The organism is Kitasatospora sp. NPDC092039 (assembly GCF_044756065.1).
GTDB lineage: Bacteria > Actinomycetota > Actinomycetes > Streptomycetales > Streptomycetaceae > Kitasatospora.
The window spans coordinates 204,646-229,935 of the sequence record NZ_JBIVSD010000009.1 but is presented as its reverse complement, the minus strand read 5'-3'; the positions used below and the strand labels follow the sequence as shown (position 1 = coordinate 229,935).

At 73.8% G+C, this 25,290-nt stretch carries 14 protein-coding genes; 6 read left to right on the top strand and 8 right to left on the bottom strand.

All coding sequences use genetic code 11. The features are described from left to right. Window positions 1-92: 92 nt before the first annotated feature. Window positions 93-4,019 carry a beta-N-acetylglucosaminidase domain-containing protein gene (locus tag ACIQI7_RS19795; RefSeq protein ID WP_401111493.1) on the bottom strand — a complete coding sequence of 1,309 codons (3,927 nt, stop codon included), beginning with the start codon at window positions 4,017-4,019 and terminating at the stop codon, window positions 93-95. Between the two features lie 440 nt (window positions 4,020-4,459). On the opposite strand from ACIQI7_RS19795, the gene malQ reads away from it, so the two are divergent. Continuing rightward, window positions 4,460-6,565, top strand: a complete 2,106-nt coding sequence (gene malQ, locus ACIQI7_RS19790) for a 4-alpha-glucanotransferase (protein WP_401111743.1) — start codon at window positions 4,460-4,462, stop codon at window positions 6,563-6,565. Window positions 6,566-6,585: 20 nt separating this feature from the next. Beyond that, on the top strand, window positions 6,586-6,813 hold the full coding sequence (locus ACIQI7_RS19785) for a hypothetical protein (protein WP_387757927.1): 228 nt from the start codon (window positions 6,586-6,588) through the stop codon (window positions 6,811-6,813). Window positions 6,814-6,967: 154 nt separating this feature from the next. Here the strand turns inward: ACIQI7_RS19785 and pepN are convergent, their stop codons facing one another. After that, window positions 6,968-9,547 (bottom strand): aminopeptidase N, encoded by a 2,580-nt coding sequence (pepN, locus tag ACIQI7_RS19780; protein WP_401111490.1) that lies wholly within the window; start codon window positions 9,545-9,547, stop codon window positions 6,968-6,970. Between the two features lie 164 nt (window positions 9,548-9,711). Further along, on the bottom strand, window positions 9,712-11,358 hold the full coding sequence (locus tag ACIQI7_RS19775; protein ID WP_401111487.1) for a PQQ-binding-like beta-propeller repeat protein: 1,647 nt from the start codon (window positions 11,356-11,358) through the stop codon (window positions 9,712-9,714). A gap of 471 nt (window positions 11,359-11,829) precedes the next feature. Here ACIQI7_RS19775 and ACIQI7_RS19770 point away from each other — a divergent pair, with 471 nt between their 5' ends. From ACIQI7_RS19770 to ACIQI7_RS19760, 3 genes are all read left to right on the top strand, one after another. Then, entirely contained in the window at window positions 11,830-13,008 is a 1,179-nt protein-coding gene (locus ACIQI7_RS19770; protein ID WP_387757932.1) for an ROK family protein, read from the top strand. 300 nt (window positions 13,009-13,308) lie between these two features. After that, window positions 13,309-15,216: a 1-deoxy-D-xylulose-5-phosphate synthase gene (gene dxs, locus ACIQI7_RS19765; protein WP_401111484.1), complete on the top strand. Its 1,908-nt coding sequence runs from the start codon at window positions 13,309-13,311 to the stop codon at window positions 15,214-15,216. A 208-nt stretch (window positions 15,217-15,424) separates the two neighbouring features. Then, window positions 15,425-16,951: an ArnT family glycosyltransferase gene (locus ACIQI7_RS19760; RefSeq protein WP_387757936.1), complete on the top strand. Its 1,527-nt coding sequence runs from the start codon at window positions 15,425-15,427 to the stop codon at window positions 16,949-16,951. Between the two features lie 175 nt (window positions 16,952-17,126). Here the strand turns inward: ACIQI7_RS19760 and ACIQI7_RS19755 are convergent, their stop codons facing one another. From ACIQI7_RS19755 to ACIQI7_RS19735, 5 genes are all read right to left on the bottom strand, one after another. Continuing rightward, window positions 17,127-19,274: a 3-hydroxyacyl-CoA dehydrogenase NAD-binding domain-containing protein gene (locus ACIQI7_RS19755; protein WP_401111481.1), complete on the bottom strand. Its 2,148-nt coding sequence runs from the start codon at window positions 19,272-19,274 to the stop codon at window positions 17,127-17,129. Between the two features lie 2 nt (window positions 19,275-19,276). Next, window positions 19,277-20,521 carry a thiolase family protein gene (locus ACIQI7_RS19750; RefSeq protein WP_401111478.1) on the bottom strand — a complete coding sequence of 415 codons (1,245 nt, stop codon included), beginning with the start codon at window positions 20,519-20,521 and terminating at the stop codon, window positions 19,277-19,279. A gap of 286 nt (window positions 20,522-20,807) precedes the next feature. Beyond that, window positions 20,808-22,055: a ribonuclease D gene (locus ACIQI7_RS19745; RefSeq protein WP_401111475.1), complete on the bottom strand. Its 1,248-nt coding sequence runs from the start codon at window positions 22,053-22,055 to the stop codon at window positions 20,808-20,810. Between the two features lie 187 nt (window positions 22,056-22,242). Continuing rightward, window positions 22,243-22,959, bottom strand: a complete 717-nt coding sequence (locus tag ACIQI7_RS19740; RefSeq protein ID WP_401111472.1) for a LuxR C-terminal-related transcriptional regulator — start codon at window positions 22,957-22,959, stop codon at window positions 22,243-22,245. Between the two features lie 342 nt (window positions 22,960-23,301). After that, window positions 23,302-23,964: a DUF3000 domain-containing protein gene (locus ACIQI7_RS19735; RefSeq protein WP_401111470.1), complete on the bottom strand. Its 663-nt coding sequence runs from the start codon at window positions 23,962-23,964 to the stop codon at window positions 23,302-23,304. A gap of 236 nt (window positions 23,965-24,200) precedes the next feature. Here ACIQI7_RS19735 and hemE point away from each other — a divergent pair, with 236 nt between their 5' ends. After that, on the top strand, window positions 24,201-25,214 hold the full coding sequence (gene hemE, locus ACIQI7_RS19730) for a uroporphyrinogen decarboxylase (protein WP_401111740.1): 1,014 nt from the start codon (window positions 24,201-24,203) through the stop codon (window positions 25,212-25,214). The last annotated feature ends 76 nt before the right edge of the window (window positions 25,215-25,290 follow it).

The following is a 25,290-nucleotide window of genomic DNA, read 5'->3' as shown; positions in this document are numbered from 1 at the left end:
ACCGTCGGTACGCGCCTCATGGGCCGCCGAGCCCCCCGCAGCGGGGAGCCGGCGGCCCGCCGCGTTCCCGGGGGGCTGTCACCGGGCCCCGGCTACTGCTTGGGCGCGGTCCCGCCCGCCGCGGGCGCCGCGGGGGCGACCGGCGCGCCGCCCGGCTGGGCCGGCTGTCCGGCCGGGGGCTGCGGCGCGGCCGGCGGGGCCACCGCGTACAGCTCGACGCCCCACAGCGAGTAGCCGTACTTGGTCGCCCGCGCCACGCCCTGCACCCGGACGTACCGGACGCCGGGCGCGTCGAAGCGCACCGTCTCGTCGCCGCCCTTGCCGCCGTCCACCGTCGCCGCGTCGGTCCAGGTGTTCCCGTCCGCCGAGACCTGGATCCGGTACGAGGCGGCGTACGCGGCCTGCCAGTGCAGCACCGCCGCGCCCAGCCGGGTCGCCTGCGGCAGCTCCAGCCGCACCCAGGCGTCGTCCTTGGCGGGCGAGGACCAGCGGGTCTTCGGATCGCCGTCGGTGACCGCCGAGGCCGGGAAGTTCGCCGTCTCGTCGCCCGAGGAGGTGGCCTTCGCGCCGACCGCCAGGTCCGGACCGCCGGTGGGCGGCACCACGTGCACCTGGAGCACCTGCCGGACGGTGGTCCCGTCGGCCACGAACTGCACCGGTACCTGGTACGTCCCGGACGGCGTCTCCGCGGTGGCGTTGACCAGCAGCGGCACGCCCACCCGGCCGCCGCGCGGCACGGTCACCGGGCCGGCCGGGGTCACGGTCAGGCCCTTGGCGGCGGCCGGCACCTCGGTGCGCAGCTCGCCGGTGGTGCCCTCGGGACGGCCGGCCTCCACGGTGGCCCGGGTCTGCACGGGCGCGGAGGCGCCGGTGACCACGTCCAGGGCCGGGTCGGAGAGGCTGAGCCGGGCCGCCGGGGCGTCCGCGTACCAGGGGATCACCTGGTTGACCACCGGCGGGTCGCCGCCGGGCCGCCAGGTCAGCCGGAAGGCGTCGGCGGCCAGCCCGCCGGCCGGCAGCTCGTTGTAGCCGGGCTGCACGGTGCCGATGTCGGCCCAGGTGCCGTCGGCCCGGCGCACCGCGACGGTGGCGGTGGCGCGCACGGCCGGGTCGGTCAGCACGGTGAGCCGGTCCAGCGGACGGGCCGCGCCGAGCTCGACGACGAGCGGCTCGTCCAGTGCGGTCGGCGCGTTGGCGGCCCGGTACGCGGTGTCCGGGTTGCCGTCCAGCACGGCGGCGGCGGAGGAGCCGGGCGCCGCGTCGGGACCGCCGCTGACGCTGGCCGGGGACTCGTCCGGGGCGGTGACGGTGAACTCGCGCACCGCGACGGCGGTCTTCTGCGCGGCGGTGGCCCGCAGCCGCACGGCCCGTACCACGGTGCCCGGCGGGAGCTGGGCGCTGACCGTCTTCTGGTTCCTGACGGTGGCGAGCTGCTTCCAGCCGCCCTCGCCGGTGGAGTACTCCAGCACGCCGTCGCGGATGTAGTCGTCCGTGGCGGTCCGGGCGTCCGGGCCGTTGCCCCAGCCGCCCATCAGCACGGTCACGCCGCTGACCGGGCGGCCCGCGCCGAGGTCCAGGCCGACCGCGTCGCCGGGCTGCGGGGGAGCGGAGCTCCAGTAGAAGGTGTCGGCCACGCCGTCGGTCATCAGCGCGGGCAGGTGGTCCTGCGCGGTGCCCATGGTGGTGGTCGGGGCGACCGCGCCGCCTCCCACGCCCGACCAGTTGTCGGCGGCGCGCACGGCGCGCTCCAGGAACGGGGCGAGCACCCCGGCACCGACGGTGGCCGGGGCCCGGTCCAGCTGCTCGCGCAGCCGGTTGAGCTCGACCCGGGCCTTCCAGGCCGCGGTGCCGTCGCCGCCGTGCTGCGCCAGCAGCATGTCCAGGGCGGCCTGCCCGGCCAGCCCGTAGTCGCGCAGCGGGCCCAGCCAGGGCGCGGCCTCGGCGGCCAGCTGGGTGGTGGCCGGGGTGCCGGCCAGGGTCTGCTGGGCGGTGGCCATGGTGGCGAAGGCGTCCCGCAGCGGGGCGGCGGCCTCGATCAGCCTGGCCAGGTCGGGGGTGCTGCCGGAGGTGGGCTCGGCGGCCGCCCAGAACCGGTCCAGCAGCGGCGTCAGATAGCCGGACTCCTGCTTGGACAGCGGCGAGGAGGTGCTGTTCCCGGCCAGCGCGGTGACCGCGGACAGCGCCGTCCCGGCGGGCGTCGGGGCGGCGCCGGTCGGCCCGGCCAGCGAGCGCACGGCGGCCTGCCAGGACTCCTGCGGCTGGTACCCGGCCGGGTTCCAGGCGAAGTCACCGGCCGTCGAGACGGCGATCCGGGAGGCCACCGGCTGCCGCATGGCGCCGGTCAGCAGCGCCGCCGAGCGGGTGGCCACCTCCGGGTCGCGCCCGCTGTAGGCGCCGAGGAAGAGCCGGTCCGGGCTGGCGTCGTTGACCGGGTAGTTGTCCAGGGTGAGCAGCGGACGCCCGTACAGCCCGGCGGTGTCCGAGGCCTGGGCGCCGGTGATCTTCTCCGGGATCACCCCGACCCCGCTCCAGGCCACCTGCACGCCCTCCGGCAGCGCCGCCGCCAGGGCCTTTCGGTACGGGGTGGAGCCCTGCTGGTGGTACTCGGTGGGGACGACGGACAGCGGCGCCAGGCCCGGGTTCCGCGCGATCAGCCGGTCCTGCACCTTCCGCACCAGCGCGGCCTGCGCCTTGGCGGCGGCGGTGGGCCCGTTGCCGTACTCGTCACTGTCGTCGTCGCAGTGCCACTCGTCGTAGCTGACGTCCAGGAACTGCAGCTGGAAGGCGGTGAAGCCGAGCTTGCGCAGCCCGTCCAGCTTGTTCACCAGGGCGTCGACGTCCTTGCCCGAGCTGAAGCAGAAGGACTGGCCCGGGTCGATCGCGTAGCCGAGCGTGACGTGGTTCTGCCGCGCCCGGAAGCCCAGCTCGCGCAGCTCCTCGGCCTGCGCCTCGGGGTAGGCGTCGCGCCAGCGGGAGAGCCGGTACGGGTCGTCACCGGGGGCGTAGAGGTAGAAGTTCTGCTTGGAGCGGCCCAGGAAGTCGACCTGCTCCAGCCGCTGCTGGGCGGTCCACGGGGTGCCGTAGAAGGCCTCCGCGGTGCCGCGCACCGGGGCGCCGGTCGGCCAGTCCCGCAGCGTGATCCCGGGCAGTCCGAGCCCGGCCGCGCCGGGCGCCTGGCCCTGCCCGGCCGGTACGGCGGCGAGCAGCTGACGCAGGCTCTGCGCGGCGTAGAAGGTACCGGTGGCGTCCACGCCGGACAGCACCACGGCGCCGTACGTCCCGCCGCCCTGGGCGGGCAGCTGACCGGCCGCCAGCACGTAGCCGCCGGCCGGCATCCCCGCGGTCGTCGGCCCGGTGCCGTCCTTCCCGCCGGCCGCCGCGGACAGCTGCCGCAGCACCCGGTCCACCTCCCCGTCGGCGCCCTCGGCGGGCCCGCCGACGTACACCACCAGCGCGCCGGCGGCCGGCGTCCCGCCGTCCGGCTGCGGCGTCACCTCGCCCGCCCCGGCGACCTCCAGCACCTCCCGGACGGCGTGCACCGCCCCGAGGTCCACCTTGGGGGCGGTCACCAGCGTCACCGCGGAGGGCACCGCGACGGGCCGGCCCGCCACGGTCTGCTGCTGCGGCTTCGGGAACACCTTCGGGTCGGTCACGCTGCCCAGCGGCGTCTGCGGCGCGGTGCTCACCACATCGGGCGCCGAGGCCGCCGCGTACGCCGTCGACGGCAACGAGCCCGCCAGCAGCCCGCCGACCACCGCCGCGGCCGCGACCCCGGCGGCGATCTGCATCGTCCGCCGGCCCGGGCGGGCCTCCCGCACCGACGCCAACAGCGGCTCCGTCCCCTTGAGATCGGCGATCAGCCGGTCCGCCGTCCGCGGCGCCAGCTGACGGCACGTCCGCGCCGTGGCCCGCCGCGCCACCACCGCCGCGGGGTGCTGCAACACCTCCCGCAACGCCGGACTCTGCTCCAACTGCGACCGCAGCCGCCGCCCGGCCACAACGGACACTCGGGCTTGCACAGGAGCCTCCTCGCCAGGCCACGACCACATCGCCGCAACCCCACCAGCTGGCCAACCCGGGTGTCAACGCCGCCGACGGCTATTCCCAGCTTGCCCCGATTTGTCTCTCCACCCGAACCACCTCCGACACCACGTCAGGGCCCGCGCCGCCCCCGACGCCACGTCAGGGCCCGCGTCCCAGACGACACGAGCCCCGACGCCTACCCGGCCCCGAAGGTCAGGAGCGCGCGGAGCCGGCAGCACCGCCGCCCTCGGTGTCGGCACCGGTCCCGCGCGCGGGACCGGCGGGGCCCGGCCCGGCAGGTTGGACCGGCCGTCGTGTCGCGCTGGGTGATCGAGGCGTCACGCGGGTAGGACTGTGGCTGTCCCGACCGGGCATCGCCGAGACATCGCAGGAGCCGCGAGTGGCCGCTTACCACGACAGTGACGGAGCCGAGCAGGTGCCGGCGCAGGATGCTCCGCCGCCGCCCGCCGAACTGGTGGCGCTGGCGCAGGCGTACGGGGTGGACACCCGGTACCCGGGGCCGGGCGGGCAGGCGGTGGGGGCGCGGACGCTGGTCGCGGTGCTGGGGGCGATGGGGGTGGCGGCCGGGTCGCCGCAGGAGGTGCGGGAGGCGTTGGAGCGTCACCGGGCCGGGCAGCGGGGCCGGTTGCTGCCGCCGTGCGTGGTGGTGCGGCAGGGGAGGCGGACGGCGCTGGACGTGCCGGCGGACGCCCGGTTGCGGGTGGAGCTGGAGGGCGGCGGCAGTTGGGACCTGCCGCGGGGGCACTCGCACTGGGTGCCGGGGGACCTGCCGCTGGGGCGCCACGTGCTCACGGCGGAGAGCGAGGGCAGGACCGCCCGGGCCGCGCTGGTCGTCGCGCCCGAGCGGTTGCCGCAACTGCCCGGCCGTAGTTGGGGGTTCCTCACCCAGCTGTACTCGGTGCTGTCCGAGCGCTCCTGGGGCATGGGCGACCTCGGCGACCTCGGTGAGCTGGTCCGGTGGGCGGGGGCCGGTCTCGGGGCGGGCTTCGTGCAGATCAACCCGCTGCACACGGGCGTGCCCACCAGCCCCTCCGACCCCTCCCCGTACCGCCCGTCCTCGCGCCGCTTCGCCGACCCGGTGCACCTGCGGGTCGAGGCCGTCCTCGAGTACGCCTATCTGACCGCGGAGCAGCGGCGGAGCGCCGAGGAGCTGAGCCGCCGCGCCGCCCGGCTGCGCGCGGAGGTGCTCGTCCACGACGCCCTGATCGACCGGGACGCCGTGTGGCGGCTCAAGCGCGAGGCCCTGGAGCTGCTGCACGAGGTGCCGCGCGGCCCGGGGCGGCAGGCCGAGTACGAGGCGTTCCGGCGCCGCGAGGGCGAGTGGCTGCGCCGGCACGCGCTGTGGAACGCGCTGGCCGAGGAGCACGGCCCGGACTGGCACCACTGGCCGAAGGGTCTGCGTCACCCGGACGGCCCGCAGGTCGAGCGGGCCGAGAAGGAGCTCGCGGAGCGGGTCGGGTTCCACCGCTGGCTCGCCTGGCAGGTCGACCAGCAGCTCGCCCAGGCCCAGCGGGCGGCCCGGGACGCCGGCATGCCGGTCGGCCTGATCCACGACCTGGCGGTCGGTGTCCACCCGGACGGCGCGGACGCCTGGGCGCTGCAGGACGTGCTGGCCGGCGGCATCTCGGTCGGCGCCCCGCCGGACGCCTTCAACGCCCAGGGCCAGGACTGGGGCCTGCCGCCCTGGCGCCCGGACGCGCTGGCCGAGGCCGGCTACGCCCCGTTCGCGGAGCTGCTGCGGGCCACCGCCCGGCACGCCGGGGCGGTGCGGATCGACCACGTGATGGGCCTGTTCCGGCTCTGGTGGGTGCCGGAGGGCCACCCGCCGACCGAGGGCGCGTACGTGCGCTACGACGCGGAGGCGATGCTCGGCGTTCTGGCGCTGGAGGCGCACCGGGCCGGGACGGCGGTGATCGGCGAGGACCTCGGCACGGTGGAGCCGGGTGTGCGGGAGGAGCTGGCGGCGCGCGGGGTGCTCGGCACCTCCGTCCTCTGGTTCGAGCGGGACTGGCAGGCGGACGGGGCGCCGGTCCTCGGCCCGGACCGCTGGCGGCCGGGCTGCCTGGCCACCCTCACCACCCACGACCTGCCCAGCACGGCGGCCCGGCTCTCCGGCGAGCACGTCGAGCTGCGGCACCGGCTGGGCCTGCTGGCCCGGCCGCTGGCGGAGGAGCAGGCGCAGGCGGCGGCGGAGCTGGCGGACTGGCGGGCCGAGCTGGCGCGGCTGGGGCTGCTCGCCGAGGACGAGCCGCTGACGGCGCCGCTGCTGTACCGCTTCCTGCGGGCCACCCCGGCGGAGCTGGTCGGGGTCTGGCTGCCGGACCTGGTCGGCGACCCGCGCCCGCAGAACCTGCCCGGCACCTGGGACCAGTACCCGAACTGGCGCCTTCCGGTCGCCGACGGCTCCGGTGCGCCGGTCACCCTGGAACGCCTCGCCGCCGCGCCCGCCGCCGGCCTGCTCTCCCAGCTCCTCGCCCCGGCCGTCTCCGTCAGGCCGACCCCGACGCGCGCCGTCCCGTAAGCGGCGGGTAAGTTGGAAACGTGGACAAGAGGAACGCTTTGCGAGCCGGCGCGGTCTCCGCAACGGTCACGCTGATGATGCTGCTGACGTCGCCCGCCATGGCCTTCGCCCGGGACGACGGTGACGACCCGGGCTCCGGCTTGAGCGTCGGTGAGACCCTCGGCCTGTACGTGTTTCTGCCGCTCGTGGCCTTCGCGCTGATCGCCGGGCTGGCCGGCCTGCCGTACGGCAAGGGCAAGAAGAAGTAACTCCTCGAGGCACCTCCTATAGGCGACGCCTCAAGGCACCTCCTCAAGGCATCTCCTCGGAGCAGGCCGACCGTCGCGTCCACCAGGACCCGCACGACCCCGAAGGGGCGCCGGACGATCCCGTCCGGCGCCCCTCCGTGGTTCCGGGGGCCCGTCAGCGGGCCCCCGCCGCACGGTCGGCCGCCTGCGCCCTGAGCGCGCGCTCGACGCCCGCCCGCGCCTCGACGACCTGGCGCCGCAGCGCCGGCGCCGGCTCGGCCGAGGCCAGCCACGCGTCGGTGGCCTCCAGGGTCGAGGCCGTCACCTGCAGGGCCGGGTACAGCCCGACGATGATCTGCTGCGAGATCTCGTGGCTGCGGGTCTCCCAGACGTGCTTCACCGCCGCGAAGTACTTCGCCGCGTACGGCGCGAGCAGCTCGCGCTGGTCGGACTGCTGGAAGCCGGCGATGACGGCCTCCTGCACATAGTTCGTCAGCTTGTCGGACTCCACCACCGACGCCCAGGCCTCCGCCTTGGCCTCGGCGGTCGGCCGGGCGGCGCGGCAGGTGGCCGCGTGCTCCTGGCCGGCCGCGGTGTTGTCCCGCTCCAGCTCGGCGGCGATGGCGGCCTCGTCGGCCCGGCCGGTGGCCGCGAGGCGCACCAGCAGGGTCCAGCGCAGCTCGGTGTCCACCGCGAGGCCCTTGACCTCGGCCGAGCCGTCCAGCAGCCCGGCGAGCAGGCCCAGCTGACCGTCCGTACGGGCGACCGCGGCGAGGGCGCGGGCCCAGGCCAGCTGGTGGTCGCTGCCGGGCTCGGCGGCGCGCAGGTGCTCCTCCGCGGCGGCGGCCCAGCGGTCGAGGCCCTCCTCGCGCCACGCCGGGTCGGCGTAGGCGTCGAGGGCGAGCTTGACCTGGCGCTGCACGGACTGCACCACGCCGATGTCGCTCTCCCGCCCGATGCCGGACAGCGCCAGCGACAGGTAGTCGCGGGCGGCCAGCTCGCCGTCGCGGGTCATGTCCCAGGCGGAGGCCCAGCACAGCGCGCGCGGCAGCGACTCGGTGAAGCCGCCGAGGTTCTCGGTGACGACGGCCAGCGAGTCCTCGTCGAGCCGGATCTTGGCGTACGAGAGGTCGTCGTCGTTCAGCAGCACGACGGCCGGGCGGTGCCGGCCGACCAGCTCGGGCACCTCGGTGCGCGGGCCGTCGACGTCCAGCTCGATCCGGTCGGTGCGCACCAGCGCGTCGCCGTTGAGCTCGTACAGGCCGATCGCGATGCGGTGCGGGCGCAGCACGGCCTCGCCCTTGGCGCCGGCGGGCAGCGCGGGGGCCTCCTGGAGCACCGCGAAGGACTCGATCTCGCCGTCGGTGTTCAGCACGACGGACGGCCGCAGCACGTTGATGCCGGCGGTCTCCAGCCAGGCCTTGGACCAGGCCTTGAGGTCGCGGCCGCTGGCCTCCTCCAGGGCGCCGAGCAGGTCGCTGAGCCGGGTGTTGCCCCAGGCGTGGCGCTTGAAGTACGCCTGGACGCCCTGGAAGAAGGCGTCCTGGCCGACGTACGCCACCAGCTGCTTGAGCACCGAGGCGCCCTTGGCGTAGGTGATGCCGTCGAAGTTGACCTGGACGTCCTCCAGGTCGTTGATCTCCGCCATGATCGGGTGGGTGGACGGCAGCTGGTCCTGCCGGTACGCCCAGGTCTTCATCTGGTTGGCGAAGGTGGTCCAGGAGTGCGGCCACCTGGAGCCGGGGGCCTCGGCCTGGCAGACGGCCTCGGCGAAGGTCGCGAAGGACTCGTTGAGCCAGAGGTCGTTCCACCACTCCATGGTGACGAGGTCGCCGAACCACATGTGGGCGAGCTCGTGCAGGATCGTCGCGGCGCGGGCCTCGTAGGCGGCGTCGGTGACCTTGGAGCGGAACACGTACTGGTCGCGCAGGGTGACGGCGCCCGCGTTCTCCATCGCGCCGGCGTTGAACTCCGGGACGAAGAGCTGGTCGTACTTGGCGAACGGGTACGGGAAGTCGAACTTCTCCTGGAAGTAGTCGAAGCCCTGCTTGGTGACCTCGAAGACGGCCTCCGGGTCCAGGTACTCGCGCAGCGAGGGCCGGCAGTAGACGCCCAGCGGCACCTTCTGCTCGCCGTTCTCGTAGGTGTCGAAGACGCCGACGTACGGGCCGGCGACGAGCGCGGTGATGTAGCTGGAGATCCGGCCGGTGGGCTCGAACGTCCAGACCCGGGTGTCGCCCTCGCCGACCGGCTCCGGGGTCGGCGAGTTGGAGACCACGACCCAGCCCGCGGGCGCGGTCACGGTGAACGCGAACGCGGCCTTCAGGTCGGGCTGCTCGAAGTTGGCGAAGACCCGGCGGGCGTCCGGCACCTCGAACTGGGTGTACAGGTAGGTCTCGCCGTCGACCGGGTCGACGAACCGGTGCAGGCCCTCACCGGTGTTGGTGTACTCGCAGTTCGCGACGACCCGCAGCTCGTTCTCGGCCGCCAGGCCCGGCAGCGGGATGCGGCTGTCGGCGAAGCTCGCCGGGTCCAGCCGCACGCCGTTGAGGGTGATCTCCTCGACGCTCGGGGCGACGAGGTCGATGAAGGTGTCCGCGCCGGGGGTGGTGGCGGTGAACCGGACCACGGTGGTGGACCGGAAGGTACCGCCCTCGCGGGCCGAACCGAGGTCGAGCTCGATGTCGTACGCGTCCACGTGGAGGAGGTCGGCCCGGGTGCGGGCCTCCTCACGGGTCAGGTTTGTGCCGGGCACTCGCTGCACTCCTTTGTCAGACTGATGGTCCGAATCCTCGCACGTCCAGCGGACCGGGCGGCCGGAAAATCGCGGGCGGGGCGGGCCCGGGCGATCAGCCCCGGCCCACCCCGCCCGGGTGGGTCACCGTGTCGGTCCACGTCGGGGGCTGCACGCCCCCGGCGTCACTTCTTCCACTTGGTCAGCGGACCGTCGCTGGCGCTGTAGCGGCGGAACGCGTAGACCGCGGCGCCGTCGTCCGAGATCAGGTACTCGGTGCTGCTGCTGCCGATGCTCATGCTGCTCGGCATGGCCAGGGTGCCGAGGTCGGACAGCGAGCCGTCGGTCGGCGAGAGCGTCACGAGGCGGGCCGGCTTGCTGTAGCCCTGGTCGACGATCGCGCGGACCTTGCCGTCCTTGTCGGTCCCGGCCACCAGGCGCATGTCGTTGCTGGCCGTACCGGAGTTGGCCGCCCACAGCCGCTTGCCGGTGTTCAGGTCGTAGGCGTTGATGCCCGACTTGCTGCCGCTGACCTGGACGTACAGCGTGGTGCCGCTGACCACGTTGCGGGTGACGGCCTCGTCCTGGCCGGAGAGCCGCAGGCTGTCCGAACCGGGCTCCTTGACGGACATCTGGTTGCCCGGCTTGTTGTCCTTGTCGAACGGCAGGACGTAGTCGCCCTGCGGACCGTTGGTCATCAGCAGCACCAGCGGCTTGTCCTGGACGACCGCGTCGACCTCCTCGATGCTGCCGGTGAGGGTGATCGGGGTGCTGGCCGGCTTGCCGGTCTCGGCGTTGACGATCACCAGCTGGGACTTCGGGCCGCTGGTGCCGTAGCAGCGGTCGCTGACCGCGATCTGGGTGCCGGCCGCCTTGGCGCGCAGGACGCAGTCCTTGTCGCGGGGCTGGTACTGCCAGGCCGGCTGGCCGTTGGCGATGCTCAGGGCGCCGACCATGTTGCCGCCGACGGCGACCACGTTCTCGGTGACGCTGAGGGTCGGCGAGGACATCCGGTCGGCCGAGACCTTGACGCTCCAGAGCAGCTTGCCCTGCGCCAGGTCGACGGCGCCGACGGTGGAGCAGTCGCTGTCGCCGGTGTTGAAGGAGACGGCGGCGATGCCCTTGGAGTTGGCGCCGTACGAGGCGGTGCACATCTCCTTGCTGCCGGCCGGGACGGGGATGGTCCAGGCCTCCTTGCCGTCGGTCAGGTTGTAGGCCTTGATGCCGGAGCTGTCGGCGCGCACGGCGAGCTTGTCGGTGCCCCAGACGCCGAGCAGCTGGCTGGAGCTGTCCGAGGTGGCCGGCTTGGGTGCGCTCCAGGCGACGGTGAAGGTGCCGCCCTTGGTGCCGGGGCCGGGGCCGCCGGTGGACCCGCCGTTGTCGGTGCCCCCGGCGGCGACCGGGCCCGGGCCCGGGTCGGGCTTGGGATCGGGGTCCTTGAGCAGGACGACCAGGGCGATCACGATCGAGATCGCCAGCACGCCGCCGATGATCCCGCCCCACAGCATCACGGGGTTGCGCTGCTTGGGCGCGACGGGCGCGACCGGGTAGCCGTACCCGGGCTGCTGCTGGTAGTTGTAGCCGCCGGCGTTGTAGCCCTGCCCGGCGTCCGGCGCGCCGTACGGGGCGCCGGGGACCGGGTCGTACGGGCCGACCGGCGCGGCGCCGGGCGGCGGCGGGGCCTGGGTGGGGAACCCGGTCGCGGTCGGCGCGTACGCCGCGTACTCCGGGCTGCCGACGGGCGGCTGCGCGGGTGGTGCCGGCGGCTGGGCGGGCGGCGGGCCCGCGGGTGCGGCCGGGCCCGGAACGGCCGCGCCGTCGAGCTGCGTCATCTGGTCCGCGACGGCGGCCGGATCGACACCACCGCCCGGCGGGCGCCCGAACGAGACGCCCCGGTTGTCCTGCGGACCGCTGCCGGGCGTTTCGCCTGCCCCCGGCGTAGGGTGATCCCCTGCCATCTGATTCCCCGTCATGTCTGGAAGCGTCCCCCTGCCGGTGCCGTCCACGGCTCCGGTGGGACGGGTGAGAATTGGGCACCATGGTAGTGGTGTGCGGATTTGCGCCGCCGCCAGGACCGCGGATCGCCGTCCTCGCAGGTCCAGGCCGTGCAACACCTTCACCCCCCGATCACCGCGCCGCCACGCCCGCGCCCCGCGCCACGGTCCGCGCCGGTGGCCCGCCGTCCGCGCTCCCCGTGCGCCCGCAGACTCCCGCCGGGGCCCCCGTCCGGGCGCCCGGGCCGTACCCTTCAGGAGTTGAAGGGGACGCCCGGCGGAGGGGTCCCCGCCCTGGGAGGGTGGATCATGTCGACGGACACACCGGGCTCGCAGTCCTCGCTGCACCGGGCGAACCTGGAACGGGTGCTCCGCGCGGTGCGGATGGCCGGCTCGCTCACCCAGGCCGAGATCGCCCGCGGCACCGGCCTGTCCGCGGCCACCGTCTCCAACATCGTGCGGGAGTTGAAGGAGAGCGGCACCGTCGTGGTCGCCGACACCTCCTCCGGCGGCCGCCGTGCCCGCAGCGTCTCGCTCAGCGGGGACGCCGGCATCGTGGTCGGCATCGACTTCGGCCACACCCACCTGCGCGTCGCGGTCGGCAACCTGGCCCACCGGGTGCTGGCCGAGGAGAGCGCCCCGATCGACGTCGACGTCTCCGCCCAGCAGGGCTTCGACCGCGCCGAGGCGATGGTGGAGCGGCTGCTGGCGCAGGCCGGGTTCCGCCCCGACAAGGTGATCGGCGTCGGCCTCGGCGTGCCCGGCCCGATCGACGTGGAGACGGGCGCGCTCGGCTCCACCGCGATCCTGCCCGGCTGGACGGGCATCGCCCCGGGCCGGGAGCTGGCCGAGCGGCTCGGCATGCCGGTGCACGTGGACAACGACGCCAACCTGGGCGCGCTCGGCGAGCTGGTCTGGGGCGCGGGCCGCGGGCTGAGCGACCTCGCCTACATCAAGGTCGCCAGCGGCGTCGGCGCCGGGCTGGTGGTGAACGGCCAGATCTACCGCGGCCCGGGCGGCACCGCGGGTGAGATCGGGCACATCACCCTGGACGAGGCCGGGCCGGTCTGCCGCTGCGGCAACCGCGGCTGCCTGGAGACCTTCGTCGGCTCCCGCTACCTGCTCTCGCTGCTCGTCTCCACCCTCGGCCCGGACCTCAGCCTGCCCCGGGTGGTCGAGCTGGCCCACCAGGGCGACCTCGGCTGCCGACGGGTGATCGCCGACGCGGGCCGGCAGATCGGCACCGGCGTCGCGACCCTGTGCAACCTGCTCAACCCCCGCCGGGTGATCCTCGGCGGGGACCTCGCCGAGGCCGGTGAGCTGGTGCTCTCCCCGATCCGGGACTCGGTGGCCCGCTACGCGATCCCGAGCGCCGCCCGGCAGCTCTCGGTCGTCCCCGGCACCCTCGGCGGCCGGGCCGAGGTGCTCGGCGCGCTGGCCCTGGTGATGAGCGAGATGGGGGAGTCCGGCGCGCTGGGCCGCGCCTGAGGCCGGCGGCGGCGCGGCAGCGCGGGGTGAGCCGCCCGGGGTCGCGCTCGAACAGCCGCGCCGACCGGACGAGCAGGGCCGAACGCCCGTCCGTCAAACCGGGGTGACCCGCCTCCCCGGCCCGACCTCCCGGAATGGCGGTAACCGAACCGTGGCACCGGGCGCGCCGCTCGGTGTCCGGCAGGCGGACATTAGACTCGACCGGTCGGCACCGGCCGGGACCGTCGGCCTGCCGCCGGACCGGGCAGCGACGCCCGTCGGACCGGCCGTGGTCCGCGAACACTGAACGAGGAGGAACGGGTGGCCCTGCTGACCCGCATTCGGGGACCGCGCGATCTCGACCGGCTCACGCCCGGACAGCTGGCCGCACTGGCCCAGGAGATCCGGACCTTCCTGGTGACCGAGGTCTCCAAGACGGGCGGACACCTCGGCCCCAACCTCGGCGTGGTCGAGCTCACCATCGCGCTGCACCGGGTCTTCGACTCGCCGCGCGACCGCATCCTCTTCGACACCGGCCACCAGAGCTACGTCCACAAGCTGCTCACCGGCCGCCAGGACTTCTCCCGGCTGCGGATGAAGGGCGGCCTGTCCGGCTACCCGTCCCGCGCCGAGTCCGAGCACGACGTGATCGAGAACTCGCACGCCTCCACGGTGCTCTCGTACGCCGACGGCCTGGCCAAGGCCAACCAGCTGCTGGGCAAGAGCGACCCGGTCGTCGCGGTGATCGGCGACGGCGCGCTCACCGGCGGCATGGCCTGGGAGGCGCTCAACAACATCGCCGACGCCAAGGACCGCCCGCTCGTCATCGTCGTCAACGACAACGAGCGCTCGTACTCGCCGACCATCGGCGGCCTGGCCAACCACCTCGCCACCCTGCGCACCACCCAGGGCTACGAGCGCTTCCTGTCCTGGGGCAAGGAGGCGCTGCAGCGCACCCCGGTGGTCGGCCAGCAGCTGTTCGAGACGCTGCACGGCGCCAAGAAGGGCCTCAAGGACTTCATCGCCCCGCAGGGCATGTTCGAGGACCTCGGCCTCAAGTACATCGGCCCGATCGACGGCCACGACCTGACCGCCCTGGAGTCCGCGCTGACCAAGGCGCGCGGCTTCGGCGGCCCGGTGATCGTGCACTGCCTCACCGAGAAGGGCCGCGGCTACCACGCCGCCGAGAACAACGACGAGGACCGCTTCCACGCGGTCGGCAAGATCCACCCGGAGACCGGCCTGCCGATCCAGAGCGGCGGCGGGCGGAGCTGGACCTCGGTCTTCGCGGAGGAGATGGTCGCGCTCGGCCACGAGCGCGAGGACATCGTCGGCATCACCGCCGCCATGCTCCACCCGGTCGGCCTGGCCCCGTTCGCCGAGGCCTTCCCGGACCGCATCTTCGACGTCGGCATCGCCGAGCAGCACGCCGTCACCAGCGCCGCCGGCCTGGCCACCAACGGCCTGCACCCGGTCTTCGCGGTCTACGCGACGTTCCTGAACCGGGCCTTCGACCAGGTCCTGATGGACGTCGCCCTGCACAAGCTGGGCGTCACCTTCGTGCTGGACCGGGCGGGGGTCACCGGCGACGACGGCGCCTCGCACAACGGCATGTGGGACATGTCGATGCTGCAGATCATCCCGACCCTGCGGCTGGCCGCCCCGCGCGACGCCGAGCAGGTCCGCGCGCTGCTGCGCGAGGCCGTCGAGGTCAAGGACGCCCCGACCGTGGTCCGCTACTCCAAGGGCACGGTCGGCCCGGCCGTCCCCGCGGTCGGCCGGATCGGCGGCATGGACGTGCTGCGCGCCGCCGAGGAGCCCTCCGGCGCCCACCGCGCCGACGTGCTGATCGTCTCGGTCGGCGCGATGGCCCCCACCAGCCTGGAGGTCGCCGACCTGCTGGCCGCCCAGGGCATCACCGCCACCGTGGTGGACCCGCGCTGGGTCAAGCCGGTGGACCCGGCCCTGCCGGGCCTGGCCGCCGAGCACCGGGTGGTCGTCACGATCGAGGACAACGGCCGGGTGGGCGGCGTCGGCGCGGCCGTGGCGCAGGCGCTGCGGGACGCGGACGTGGACCTGCCGGTGCGCGACTTCGGCATCCCGCAGGAGTTCCTGGACCACGCCAGCCGGGCCGAGATCCTGGCCGAGATCGGCCTGAACGGGCCGGACATCGCCCGGAAGGTGGAGACCCTGGTCGCCAAGCTGGACGCGGCGCCGGTCGAGGCCTGACGGACACGGCGGACGAAAGCGCCGGTGGAAGGCCCGCACCGGGCACGCCGAAGGGACCGGCGGTCCGTTCGTGTCGGACCGGTCACCCGTTCCGCCGCCGACTGTTCGTCGTAACTTCGTAACAGTTCGTCACGAAACAAGCTGACAATCGCACTGAAAGGCGGGACCGGCGCCACCGGCGCCGATCCCGCCCGGTAGGTTGTCACCCGTGCCGACCCCCACCCGCCTCCGCCTCACCGGACTGGCCGAGCGCCTGCCCGAGCGCGTCCGTACCCGTGTGCTCACCGGGTACTGGACCAGGCTGGTGCCGGTGCTCGCGCTGGTCGCGCTGCTCACCCACATCCCCTCCTTCGCCCGGCCCGTCTGGAGCCCGGACGAGGGCTTCCTGGCCACCCAGGCCCGGATGCTGGCGGACGGCGGAGTGCTGTACGACACCGTGGTGGACCGCAAGCCGCCGCTGCTGCCCTGGCTCTACCAGGCCTGCTTCGCGGTCTTCGGCTCCGCCTCGCTCTGGCCGCTGCGCACCCTGGCGGTGGTGGCCCACCTGGTCACCGCGATCCTGCTGGCCTCGATCGCCCGCGGCCGCTGGGGCAACCGGGCCGGCGCCGGGGCCGGGCTGCTCTACCTGCTGGTCTCCATCGGGCTCTCCCCGGAGGACACCCAGGCGGCGACCTTCGAGGTCTTCATGCTGCCCGCCATGGTGGCCGCCTTCCGGTACGCCGAACGGCGCCGCTGGCTGGCCGCGGGCATCGCGGTCGCGCTGTGCTCACTGACCAAGCAGACCGGCGGCGCGGTGCTGCTTCCGGTGCTCTGGATGCTGTTCCAGGACACCCGCCGGCGCGGGGTGCGCTGGCCGCCCGCGCTGTTCAAGATCGGGTTCGGCTTCATCCTGCCGATAGCGCTGGTCGCGGTGATCCTCACCAAGCCCAAGGGCTTCCTCTTCTGGGTGGTCACCGGCAGCGGCGACTACGCCTCCTTCGGCGGCGCCTGGCTCCAGATGGTCGGCCGGGCGCTCGGCAACTCGGCCATCCTGGCCGGGGCCGGCCTGGGCTTCCTGCTCCCGGTCGGGCGCCGGCTCTGGCTCAAGCGCCGGCACCGCCCGCTGCCGGTGGCCGGTGAGGAGCACGGCTCGACCACCGACCTGTGGGTCTGGCTGCTCTCCTCGGTCGTCGCGGTCAGCGTGGGCTTCCACTTCTTCGGCCACTACTACCTCCAGCTGATGCCGCCGCTGGTGCTGCTGGGCACCGGGGCGGTCGCCACCTCGGCGGTCCGCTGGAAGCCCGTCCTGGTGTACACCACGGCCGCCGCGACGGTGTTCTGGGGCCTGGCGCTGGCCTGGCCGGGGGAGCGGCTCAACCGCACCACCGAGGTCGCCACCGCCATCGCCGCCCAGACCACCCCCAAGGACACGCTGCTGGTCTGGGGGATGCACCCCGAGCTGTACTGGCTGGCCGACCGCAAGCCCGCCACCCGCTACCTGACGGCCGGCTTCCTCACCAACTACAGCGGCGGCAAGGACGGCAACCAGAACGTCGGGGAGCAGTTCAGCGTCGCCAACGCCTGGCAGACCTTCGACAAGGAGCTGGCCAACGGCCTGCCCGAGGTCGTGGTCGACGACTCCGGCATCGCCCCGTACCAGCCGGTGATGGTCCCGCGGATCGAGAACCTGCTGGACACCCACTACGAGATGGTCGGCGTCTTCGCCGACACCGTGGTCTACCGCCTCAAGCACTGAGGCCCCGGTCCGCGGCCGGTCGGGCGACCACTCCGTACACACCCGTCCCTCGGCGGCTCCGCACACAGGCATCCAGCCCGTACACACGGCACCCTGGCGGCAGCTCCGTACACACGGAGGAGCCCCGGCGACCATGCGGTCACCGGGGCTCCTCCGTGGACGGGCCGGGTGTGCCTTACGCGGGCACCGAGGCCACGCCGGGGGCGAGGAAGCGCTTGCCGTTCACCCGCTCCGAGACGCCCTCACGGTCCAGGTACGGGGTGATCCCGCCCAGGTGGAAGGGCCAGCCGGCACCGGTGATCATGCAGAGGTCGATGTCCTGCGCCTCGGCGACGACACCCTCCTCCAGCATCAGGCCGATCTCCTGCGCGACGGCGTCCAGGGCGCGGGCGCGGACCTGCTCCTCGGTGAGCACCGAGTCGCCGAAGGTCAGCAGCTCCAGCACCTCGGGGTCGAGGACCTGCTGGCCGTCCGTCCAGGTGTAGAAGCCGCGCTTGCCGGCCTTGACCACCTTGGCGAGGTTCTCCGAGACGGTGAACCGCTCCGGGAAGGCGCCGTGCAGGGTCTCCGAGACGTGCAGGGCGATGGCCGGGCCGACCAGCTCCAGCAGCACGATCGGGGACATCGGCAGGCCGAGCGGCTCGACGGCCTTCTCGACGTCGGCGATCGGGGTGCCCTCGTCGATGATGCTCTGGATCTCGCCCATGAAGCGGGTCAGGATCCGGTTCACCACGAACGCCGGGCGGTCCTTGCAGAGGACCGAGGTCTTCTTCAGCTTCTTGGACACCGCGAAGGCGGTGGCCAGCGAGGCGTCGTCGGTCGAGTCGCCGCGGACGATCTCCAGCAGCGGCAGGATCGCGACCGGGTTGAAGAAGTGGAAGCCGACGACCCGCTCGGGGTGCTTCAGCTTCGAGGCCATCTCGGTGACCGACAGCGAGGAGGTGTTGGTCGCCAGCACGCAGGTCGGCGAGACGACGTCCTCCAGGTCCGCGAAGACGGCCTGCTTGACGCCCATCTCCTCGAACACGGCCTCGATGACGAAGTCCGCGTCGCCGAAGGCGGCGGCCTTGTCCAGCGAGCCGGAGACCAGGCCCTTGAGGCGGTTGGCCTTGTCCTTGCCGATCCGGCCCTTGCCGAGCAGCTTGTCGATCTCGGCGTGGACGTAGCCGACGCCCTTGTCGACGCGCTCCTGGTCGATGTCGGTGAGGACCACCGGCACCTCCAGACGGCGGGCGAACAGCAGCGCCAGCTGGGAGGCCATCAGACCGGCGCCGACGACGCCGACCTTGGTGACCGGGCGGGCCAGCGACTTGTCCGGCGCGCCGACCGGGCGCTTGGCCCGGCGCTGCACCAGGTTGAAGGCGTAGATGCCGCTGCGCAGCTCGCCGCTCATGATGAGGTCGGCCAGGGCCGCGTCCTCGGCGTCGAAGCCGGCCTGCAGGCCGGCCTTGTCCGCGAGGTCGAAGTCCTTGGCGGCGGCGATGATGTCCAGCGCCTTGTAGGCGGCCGGGGCGGCGCCGTGCACCTTGCCGTCGGCGACCATGCGGCCCCAGAGGACGGCGTCGTCCCAGGCCTTGCCGCGGTCGATCGCCTCGCGCTCGACGACGTGGTCGCCCTTGAGGACCTTGGCGGCCCACAGCAGCGACTGCTCCAGGAAGTCGGCCGGCTCGAAGATCGCGTCGGCGATCCCCAGCTCGAACACGTCCTTGCCCTTGAGCTGCTTGTTCTGGTTCATCGAGTTCTCGATGATGACCTTGACGGCCTTACCGGCACCGATCAGGTTCGGCAGGATGGTGCAGCCGCCCCAGCCGGGGACGAGGCCGAGGAAGACCTCGGGCAGCGAGAAGGCCGGGACGCCCGCCGACACCGTGCGGTAGTCGCAGTGCAGGCCGACCTCGACGCCGCCGCCCATCGCCGCGCCGTTGTAGAAGGCGAAGGTGGGGACGGGCAGCGCGGCGATCCGCTTGAAGACCTCGTGGCCGCCCTTGCCGATGGCCAGCGCGTCCGCGTGGTGCTGGAGCACCTCGACGCCCTTGAGGTCGGCGCCGACCGCGAAGATGAACGGCTTGCCGGTGATCGCGGCACCGACGATCCTGCCCTCGGCGGCCTCGGCCTCGACCTGGTCCAGCGCCTCGTCCAGCTTGAGCAGCGAGCCCGGGCCGAAGGTGGTCGGCTTGGTGTGGTCGAAGCCGTTGTCCAGGGTGATCAGCGCCAGCCTGCCGGCCTGCAGCGGCAGGTCCAGGTGGCGGACGTGCGCGGTCGTGACGACCTCGCCCGGGAACAGCTCGGCGCCGCGCTGGAGCAGCTCAGTGGTGTTGCTCATCGTCACTTACCACCCTCGAACGCAGACGACTTTTCCGCTCCGCTCCAATGCGGGTTCTCCCAGATGATGGTGCCGCCCATGCCGAAGCCGATGCACATCGTGGTGAGGCCGTAGCGGACGTCCGGGCGCTGCTCGAAGCGGCGGGCCAGCTGGTTCATCAGGCGCACGCCGGAGGAGGCCAGCGGGTGGCCGAAGGCGATCGCGCCGCCGTACGGGTTGACCCGCTCGTCGTCGTCCGCGATGCCGTAGTGGTCGAGGAAGGCCAGGACCTGGACGGCGAAGGCCTCGTTGACCTCGAACGCGCCGATGTCGTCGATGGTCAGACCGGCCTTGGCCAGCGCCTTCTCGGTGGCCGGCACCGGGCCGATGCCCATGACCTCGGGCTCGACGCCCGCGAAGGCGAACGAGACCAGGCGCATCTTGACCGGGAGGCCGAGCTCCTCGGCGACGTCCTCGGCGGCCAGCAGCGAGGCGGTGGCACCGTCGTTCAGACCGGCCGAGTTGCCCGCGGTGATGTTGCCGTGCGGGCGGAACGGGGTCTTGAGGCCCGCCAGGCTCTCCATCGTGGTGCCCGGGCGCAGCGGCTCGTCCACGGTGGCCAGGCCCCAGCCGGTCTCGCCGACCTCGGGGTTGGTGTTGCGGATCGAGATCGGCACCAGGTCCGGCTGGATGTCGCCGTTGGCGTACGCCTTGGCGGCCTTCTCCTGCGAGCGCACGGCGTAGGCGTCGCAGCGCTCCTTGGTCAGGTGCGGGAAGCGGTCGTGCAGGTTCTCCGCGGTCATGCCCATGAACAGGGCGGACTCGTCGACCAGCTTCTCGGAGACGAAGCGCGGGTTCGGGTCGACGCCCTCGCCCATCGGGTGGCGGCCCATGTGCTCGACGCCGCCGGCCACGACCACGTCGTACGCGCCGAAGGCGATGCCGCCGGCGGTGGTGGTCACGGCGGTCAGCGCGCCGGCGCACATGCGGTCGATCGCGTACCCGGGGACGGACTTCGGCAGGCCGGACAGCAGGGCGGCGGTGCGCCCGATGGTCAGACCCTGGTCGCCGATCTGCGTGGTGGCCGCGACGGCGACCTCGTCGATGCGCTCGACGGGCAGGTTCGGGTTACGGCGCACGAGCTCCCGGATGCACTTGACGACCAGGTCGTCGGCGCGCGTCTCGTGGTAGATGCCCTTCGGGCCGGCCTTGCCGAACGGGGTGCGGACGCCATCGACGAAGACGACATCCCTCGCGGTACGAGGCACGGGGGCTCTCCTCCCAGGGACCAACATTTGAGGTGGGCGGACTGCCGCCGTCGAAGACCCGAGCGGCGCCGCATCACGGTCATGCTACCCGCCGGTAACCAACCTGCCCAGGCCCCTCGGAGGGATCCGACCATGTGTCCCCGGACACGTTCCCGCCCCGTCCCACCAGCACTGCCGTTCCCGGGGACCACGAAGGGGATGTCGCCCGAACGGACGACATCCCCTTCGTGGTGCTGCCGGTCGGCCCGGACCGCGGCGGCCCCGCGCCGCGCCCGGACCCGGGTGGTCAGCCCTGGGTCGCGGTCGCGGCCGCGGCGAACGCGGCGGCCATCGCCGGCGCCACCAGGTCCACCTGCCACTGCCGGGCGCCGAGCCCGCGCAGCGCGGCGGCCACGCTCTCCGGGTCCGGGTCGGCCGGCGGCTGCCAGGAGACCCGCCGGACCAGGTCCGGGGTGATCAGGTTCTCGGCCGGCAGGTGGTACCGCTCGGCCAGCTCGCTGATCGCGCTGCGCGCGCCGGAGAGCCGGGCGGCGGCCACCGGGTCCTTCTCGGCCCAGGCCCGCGGCGGCGGCGGTCCGTCGTGCGGCGCGGCGGCCGGCGGCAGCAGGTTCTCCGGGATCTCCCGGGCGCGCTGCACGGCCGCCAGCCACTGCTCCAGCTGGCGCCGGTGCACCCGTGGGCCGAAGCCCTGGACGGCCTGCAGGGCGGCGATGTTCAGCGGCATGGCCAGCGCGGCGTTGACGATCGCGGCGTCCGCGAGCACCCGGCCGGGGGAGACGTCGCGGTCCTGCGCCATCCGGTCGCGGACGAGCCACAGCTCGCGCACCACGGCCAGCTGACGGCGGCGGCGGATCTTGTGCAGCTGCGAGGTGCGGCGCCACGGGTCGGTGCGCGGGGCCGGGCGGGGAGCGGCGGCGATCGCGGCGAACTCCTCCAGCGCCCAACCGAGCTTGCCCTGGGCGTCCAGCTCCTGTTCGAGTGCGTCGCGCAGCTCGACCAGCACCTCGACGTCCAGAGCGGCGTAGCGCAGCCACGGCTCGGGAAGCGGGCGGGTGGACCAGTCGACCGCGGAGTGCTCCTTGGCCAGGCTCAGGCCGAGCACGTTCTCGGTCATCGGCCCGAGGCCGACCCGGGCGAAGCCGGCGATCCGCCCGGCCAGCTCGGTGTCGAACAGCTGCCGGGGTCTCATGCCGACCTCGGCCAGGCAGGGCAGGTCCTGGGAGGCCGCGTGGACCACCCATTCGGCGTCCTCGACGGCCTTGCCGAGGGCGCTGAGGTCCGGGCAGGCGATCGGGTCGATCAGGGCGGAGCCGGAACCCGCGCGGCGCAACTGGATGAGGTAGGCGCGCTGCCCGTAGCGGTAGCCGGAGGCCCGTTCGGCGTCGACGGCCACCGGTCCGGTGCCCGCGGCGAAGGCCGCGACGACGTCGGCCAGCGCCTGCTCGTCCGCCACCACGGGCGGGATCCCCTCCCTCGGCTCGAGGAGCGGGACCGGGGCTGCTTCTTCTGGGATGGCTGCTACGGCGTCGGTCACCCCCCAAGGGTACGACGGTCCTCGCGGCCGGGAGTGTTGTCGGACTGGTCAGACTGCCACCCGGCCGGGGGAACGCCCGCCCGCCCCGGCGGCGCGACCCGCGTGTCGCGGGCCCCGGGGACAGCACTGCGGCGGCCGAGGAGGAAACGTTCCTCCTCGGCCGCCGCAGCGGTCCGGAGCGTCCGGCTCAGTGGATGATGCCGGTGCGCAGCGCGACCGCGACCATGCCGGCGCGGTCGCCGGTGCCCAGCTTGCGGGCGATCCGGGCGAGGTGGCTCTTGACGGTGAGTGCCGACAGGCCCATCGCCACGCCGATCGCCTTGTTGGACTGCCCTTCGGCGACCAGGCGAAGCACCTCGACCTCGCGGCCGGAGAGTTCGCGGTAGGCGGCCTGTTGCGCGCCCGGCGCTCCGGGGGCTCCGGGGGCGCCCGGAGCGCCGGCCGCGCCCGGCATGCCCGGCATCCCGGGGCGGCGCATCCGGCCGGCCAGCCCGGCGGCGCCGAGCGGCAGGCCCGGGCGGCCCGTCATCGCGACGTTCGTCCGGGTGCCGGTCACCACGTATCCCTTGACGCCGCCGGCCAGCGCGCTGCGGACCGCGCCGATGTCGTCGGCGGCGGACAGCGCCAGGCCGTTGGGCCAGCCCGCGGCGCGGGTCTCGGCGAGGATGGTCAGCCCGGAGCCGTCCGGGAGGTGGACGTCGGCGACACAGATGTCACGAGGGGTGGAGACCCGGGGGCGGGCCTCGGCGATCGAGGACACCTCGATCACGTCCCGGACACCGAGTGCCCACAGGTGGCGGGTGACGGTGTTTCGGACGCGGGGATCGGCGATGACCACCATGGCGGTGGGCTTGGTCGGCCGGTAGGCGACCACGTTTGCGGGGTGCTCAAGAAGGACCGACACCAGGCCTCCTGCGGGGAGTGGCGGACGGAACCCCGATGGGGGCGGTCGGAGTGTTCCGCGTTCGGAAAGGGTCACAGTCTGCTTCGGCAGCAACCGCGCCCGGCTTTAGCGAAAGATCACGATCTAGTGAGTAACAATACGGACAAATCGCGCAAATGATTGATGCGACATGCCCGGTATTCGTACAAAATCGATCAGATTCGGTGCCGATTGGTCAGTATCGACCGATGAATTGACACAGAGCGGGGTCCGAAGTCACACTCCGTCAGCCCCGGGGGCGCCCCGTCAGCCCTGGGGGTGGCGTCCGGCCGTCCGGGCGCCGTCCGGACCGCACGCCACCCGTCAGTGCGACCGGGGGCGTCGCCGGGCCGGCATCGGGACCACTCCACCGAGTGAAGGAACCTCGGCGGGTCCCTGCGGGGCCGGGGCGGCCGGCGGCAGGCCGGCGCTGATGCACAGCAGGTCCGCCCAGGCCGCCAGGTGCCGCTCGAAGCGGCCGTCGGCCGGGGTCCAGGAGGCCCGGATCTCGATCTCGGTCGAGGACGGGCGGTCCGCCAGACCGCCGAAGTACTGGGAGGCGGCCAGGGTCACCGTGCCGGACGGCTCCGCGTACCCGGCGCCGTGCGCCTGCAGGGCGTCCAGCAGCCAGGCCCAGCCGACCTCCGAGAGCATCGGGTCGCCGGCCATCTCCGGCTCCAGCTCCGCCCTGGTCATCGTGACCACCCGGAACTCCCCGTTCCAGGCCTCCTGCCCGGCCGGGTCGTACAGCAGCACCAGCCGGCCGTCCGCCAGCTCCTCGCCGTCCACCTCGACCGAGGCGGTCACCGCGAACGAGTGCGGGGCCAGCCGGCGCGGGGCCGGCGCGGGGGAGAGCTGCACCTCGGGCCGCAGCCGCGCCCCGTCCAGGGCCGCCACGGCCGCCCGGAACTCGCTCGGCGCCCCCTCGCGACCCGCTCCGCCACCTGCTCCGCCACCCTGCGCGGGGTGCCCTCCGACCGCTGCCATGTCCCGAAGACTAGGTCGAAGCTCGGGGTTATCGCCGCAACTTCTCTCCCAGCGGCGTGCCGGAACGGCAAACCCGGACAGATCTTGGAGGAACCGACGAGACCGGCCGGGAAACCGGGCCCGGCACGCGTGCGAAGATTTGACGCGTGAGCGAGACTACGGCAGACACGACGGCGGCCACCCACGACGGCCCGACCACCCCCGCGCGCCGCGGCGCCGCGCACGACTCCGCGTTCCTGCGCGCCTGCCGGCACGAGCCCGTGCCGCACACCCCGGTGTGGTTCATGCGCCAGGCCGGCCGCTCGCTGCCCGAGTACCTGAAGGTCCGCGAGGGCATCCCCATGCTGGAGTCCTGCATGCGGCCCGAGCTGGTCAAGGAGATCACCCTGCAGCCGGTGCGCCGGCACAAGGTGGACGCGGCGATCTTCTTCAGCGACATCGTGGTGCCGCTCAAGGCCGTCGGCATCGACGTCGACATCAAGCCCGGCATCGGCCCGGTGATCGCCGACCCGATCCGCACCGCCGAGGACCTGAAGCGGCTGCGCCCGCTGGAGCCGGACGACGTCCCCTACATCACCGAGGCCGTCGGCCTGCTGGTGGACGAGCTCGGCGAGACGCCGCTGATCGGCTTCGCGGGGGCGCCCTACACGCTGGCCAGCTACCTGGTCGAGGGCGGCCCGTCCAAGAACCACGAGAACACCAAGGCCATGATGTACGGCCAGCCCGAGCTGTGGGCCGCCCTGGTGGACCGGCTCGCGGACATCACCTCGGCCTTCCTCAAGGTGCAGATCGAGGCCGGCGCCTCGGCGGTCCAGCTGTTCGACTCCTGGGTCGGCGCGCTCGCACCGGACGACTACCGCCGCTCGGTGATGCCGGCCAGCACCAAGGTCTTCGACGCCGTCGCCGGCTACGGCGTGCCGCGGATCCACTTCGGCGTCGGCACCGGCGAACTGCTCGGCCTGATGGGCGCGGCCGGCGCCGACATCGTCGGCGTCGACTGGCGGGTGCCGCTCAACGTCGCCGCCGAACGGGTCGGCCCGGGCAAGGGCCTGCAGGGCAACCTCGACCCGGCGGTGCTGTTCGCGCCCACCAAGGTCGTGGAGACCAAGGCCCGCGAGGTGCTGCACGCCGCCCAGGCGCTCGGCACCAGCGGCCACATCTTCAACCTCGGCCACGGCGTGCTGCCGTCCATGGACCCGGACGCGCTCAGCCGCCTGGTCGCCTTCGTCCACGAGGCCAGCGCGCGCTGACCTCCCGGTGGCGGGCCCCCGGCTCCGGGGCCCGCCGCCCGGCCTGCCCTCGGACCCGCCGCCGCGGGACGACGGC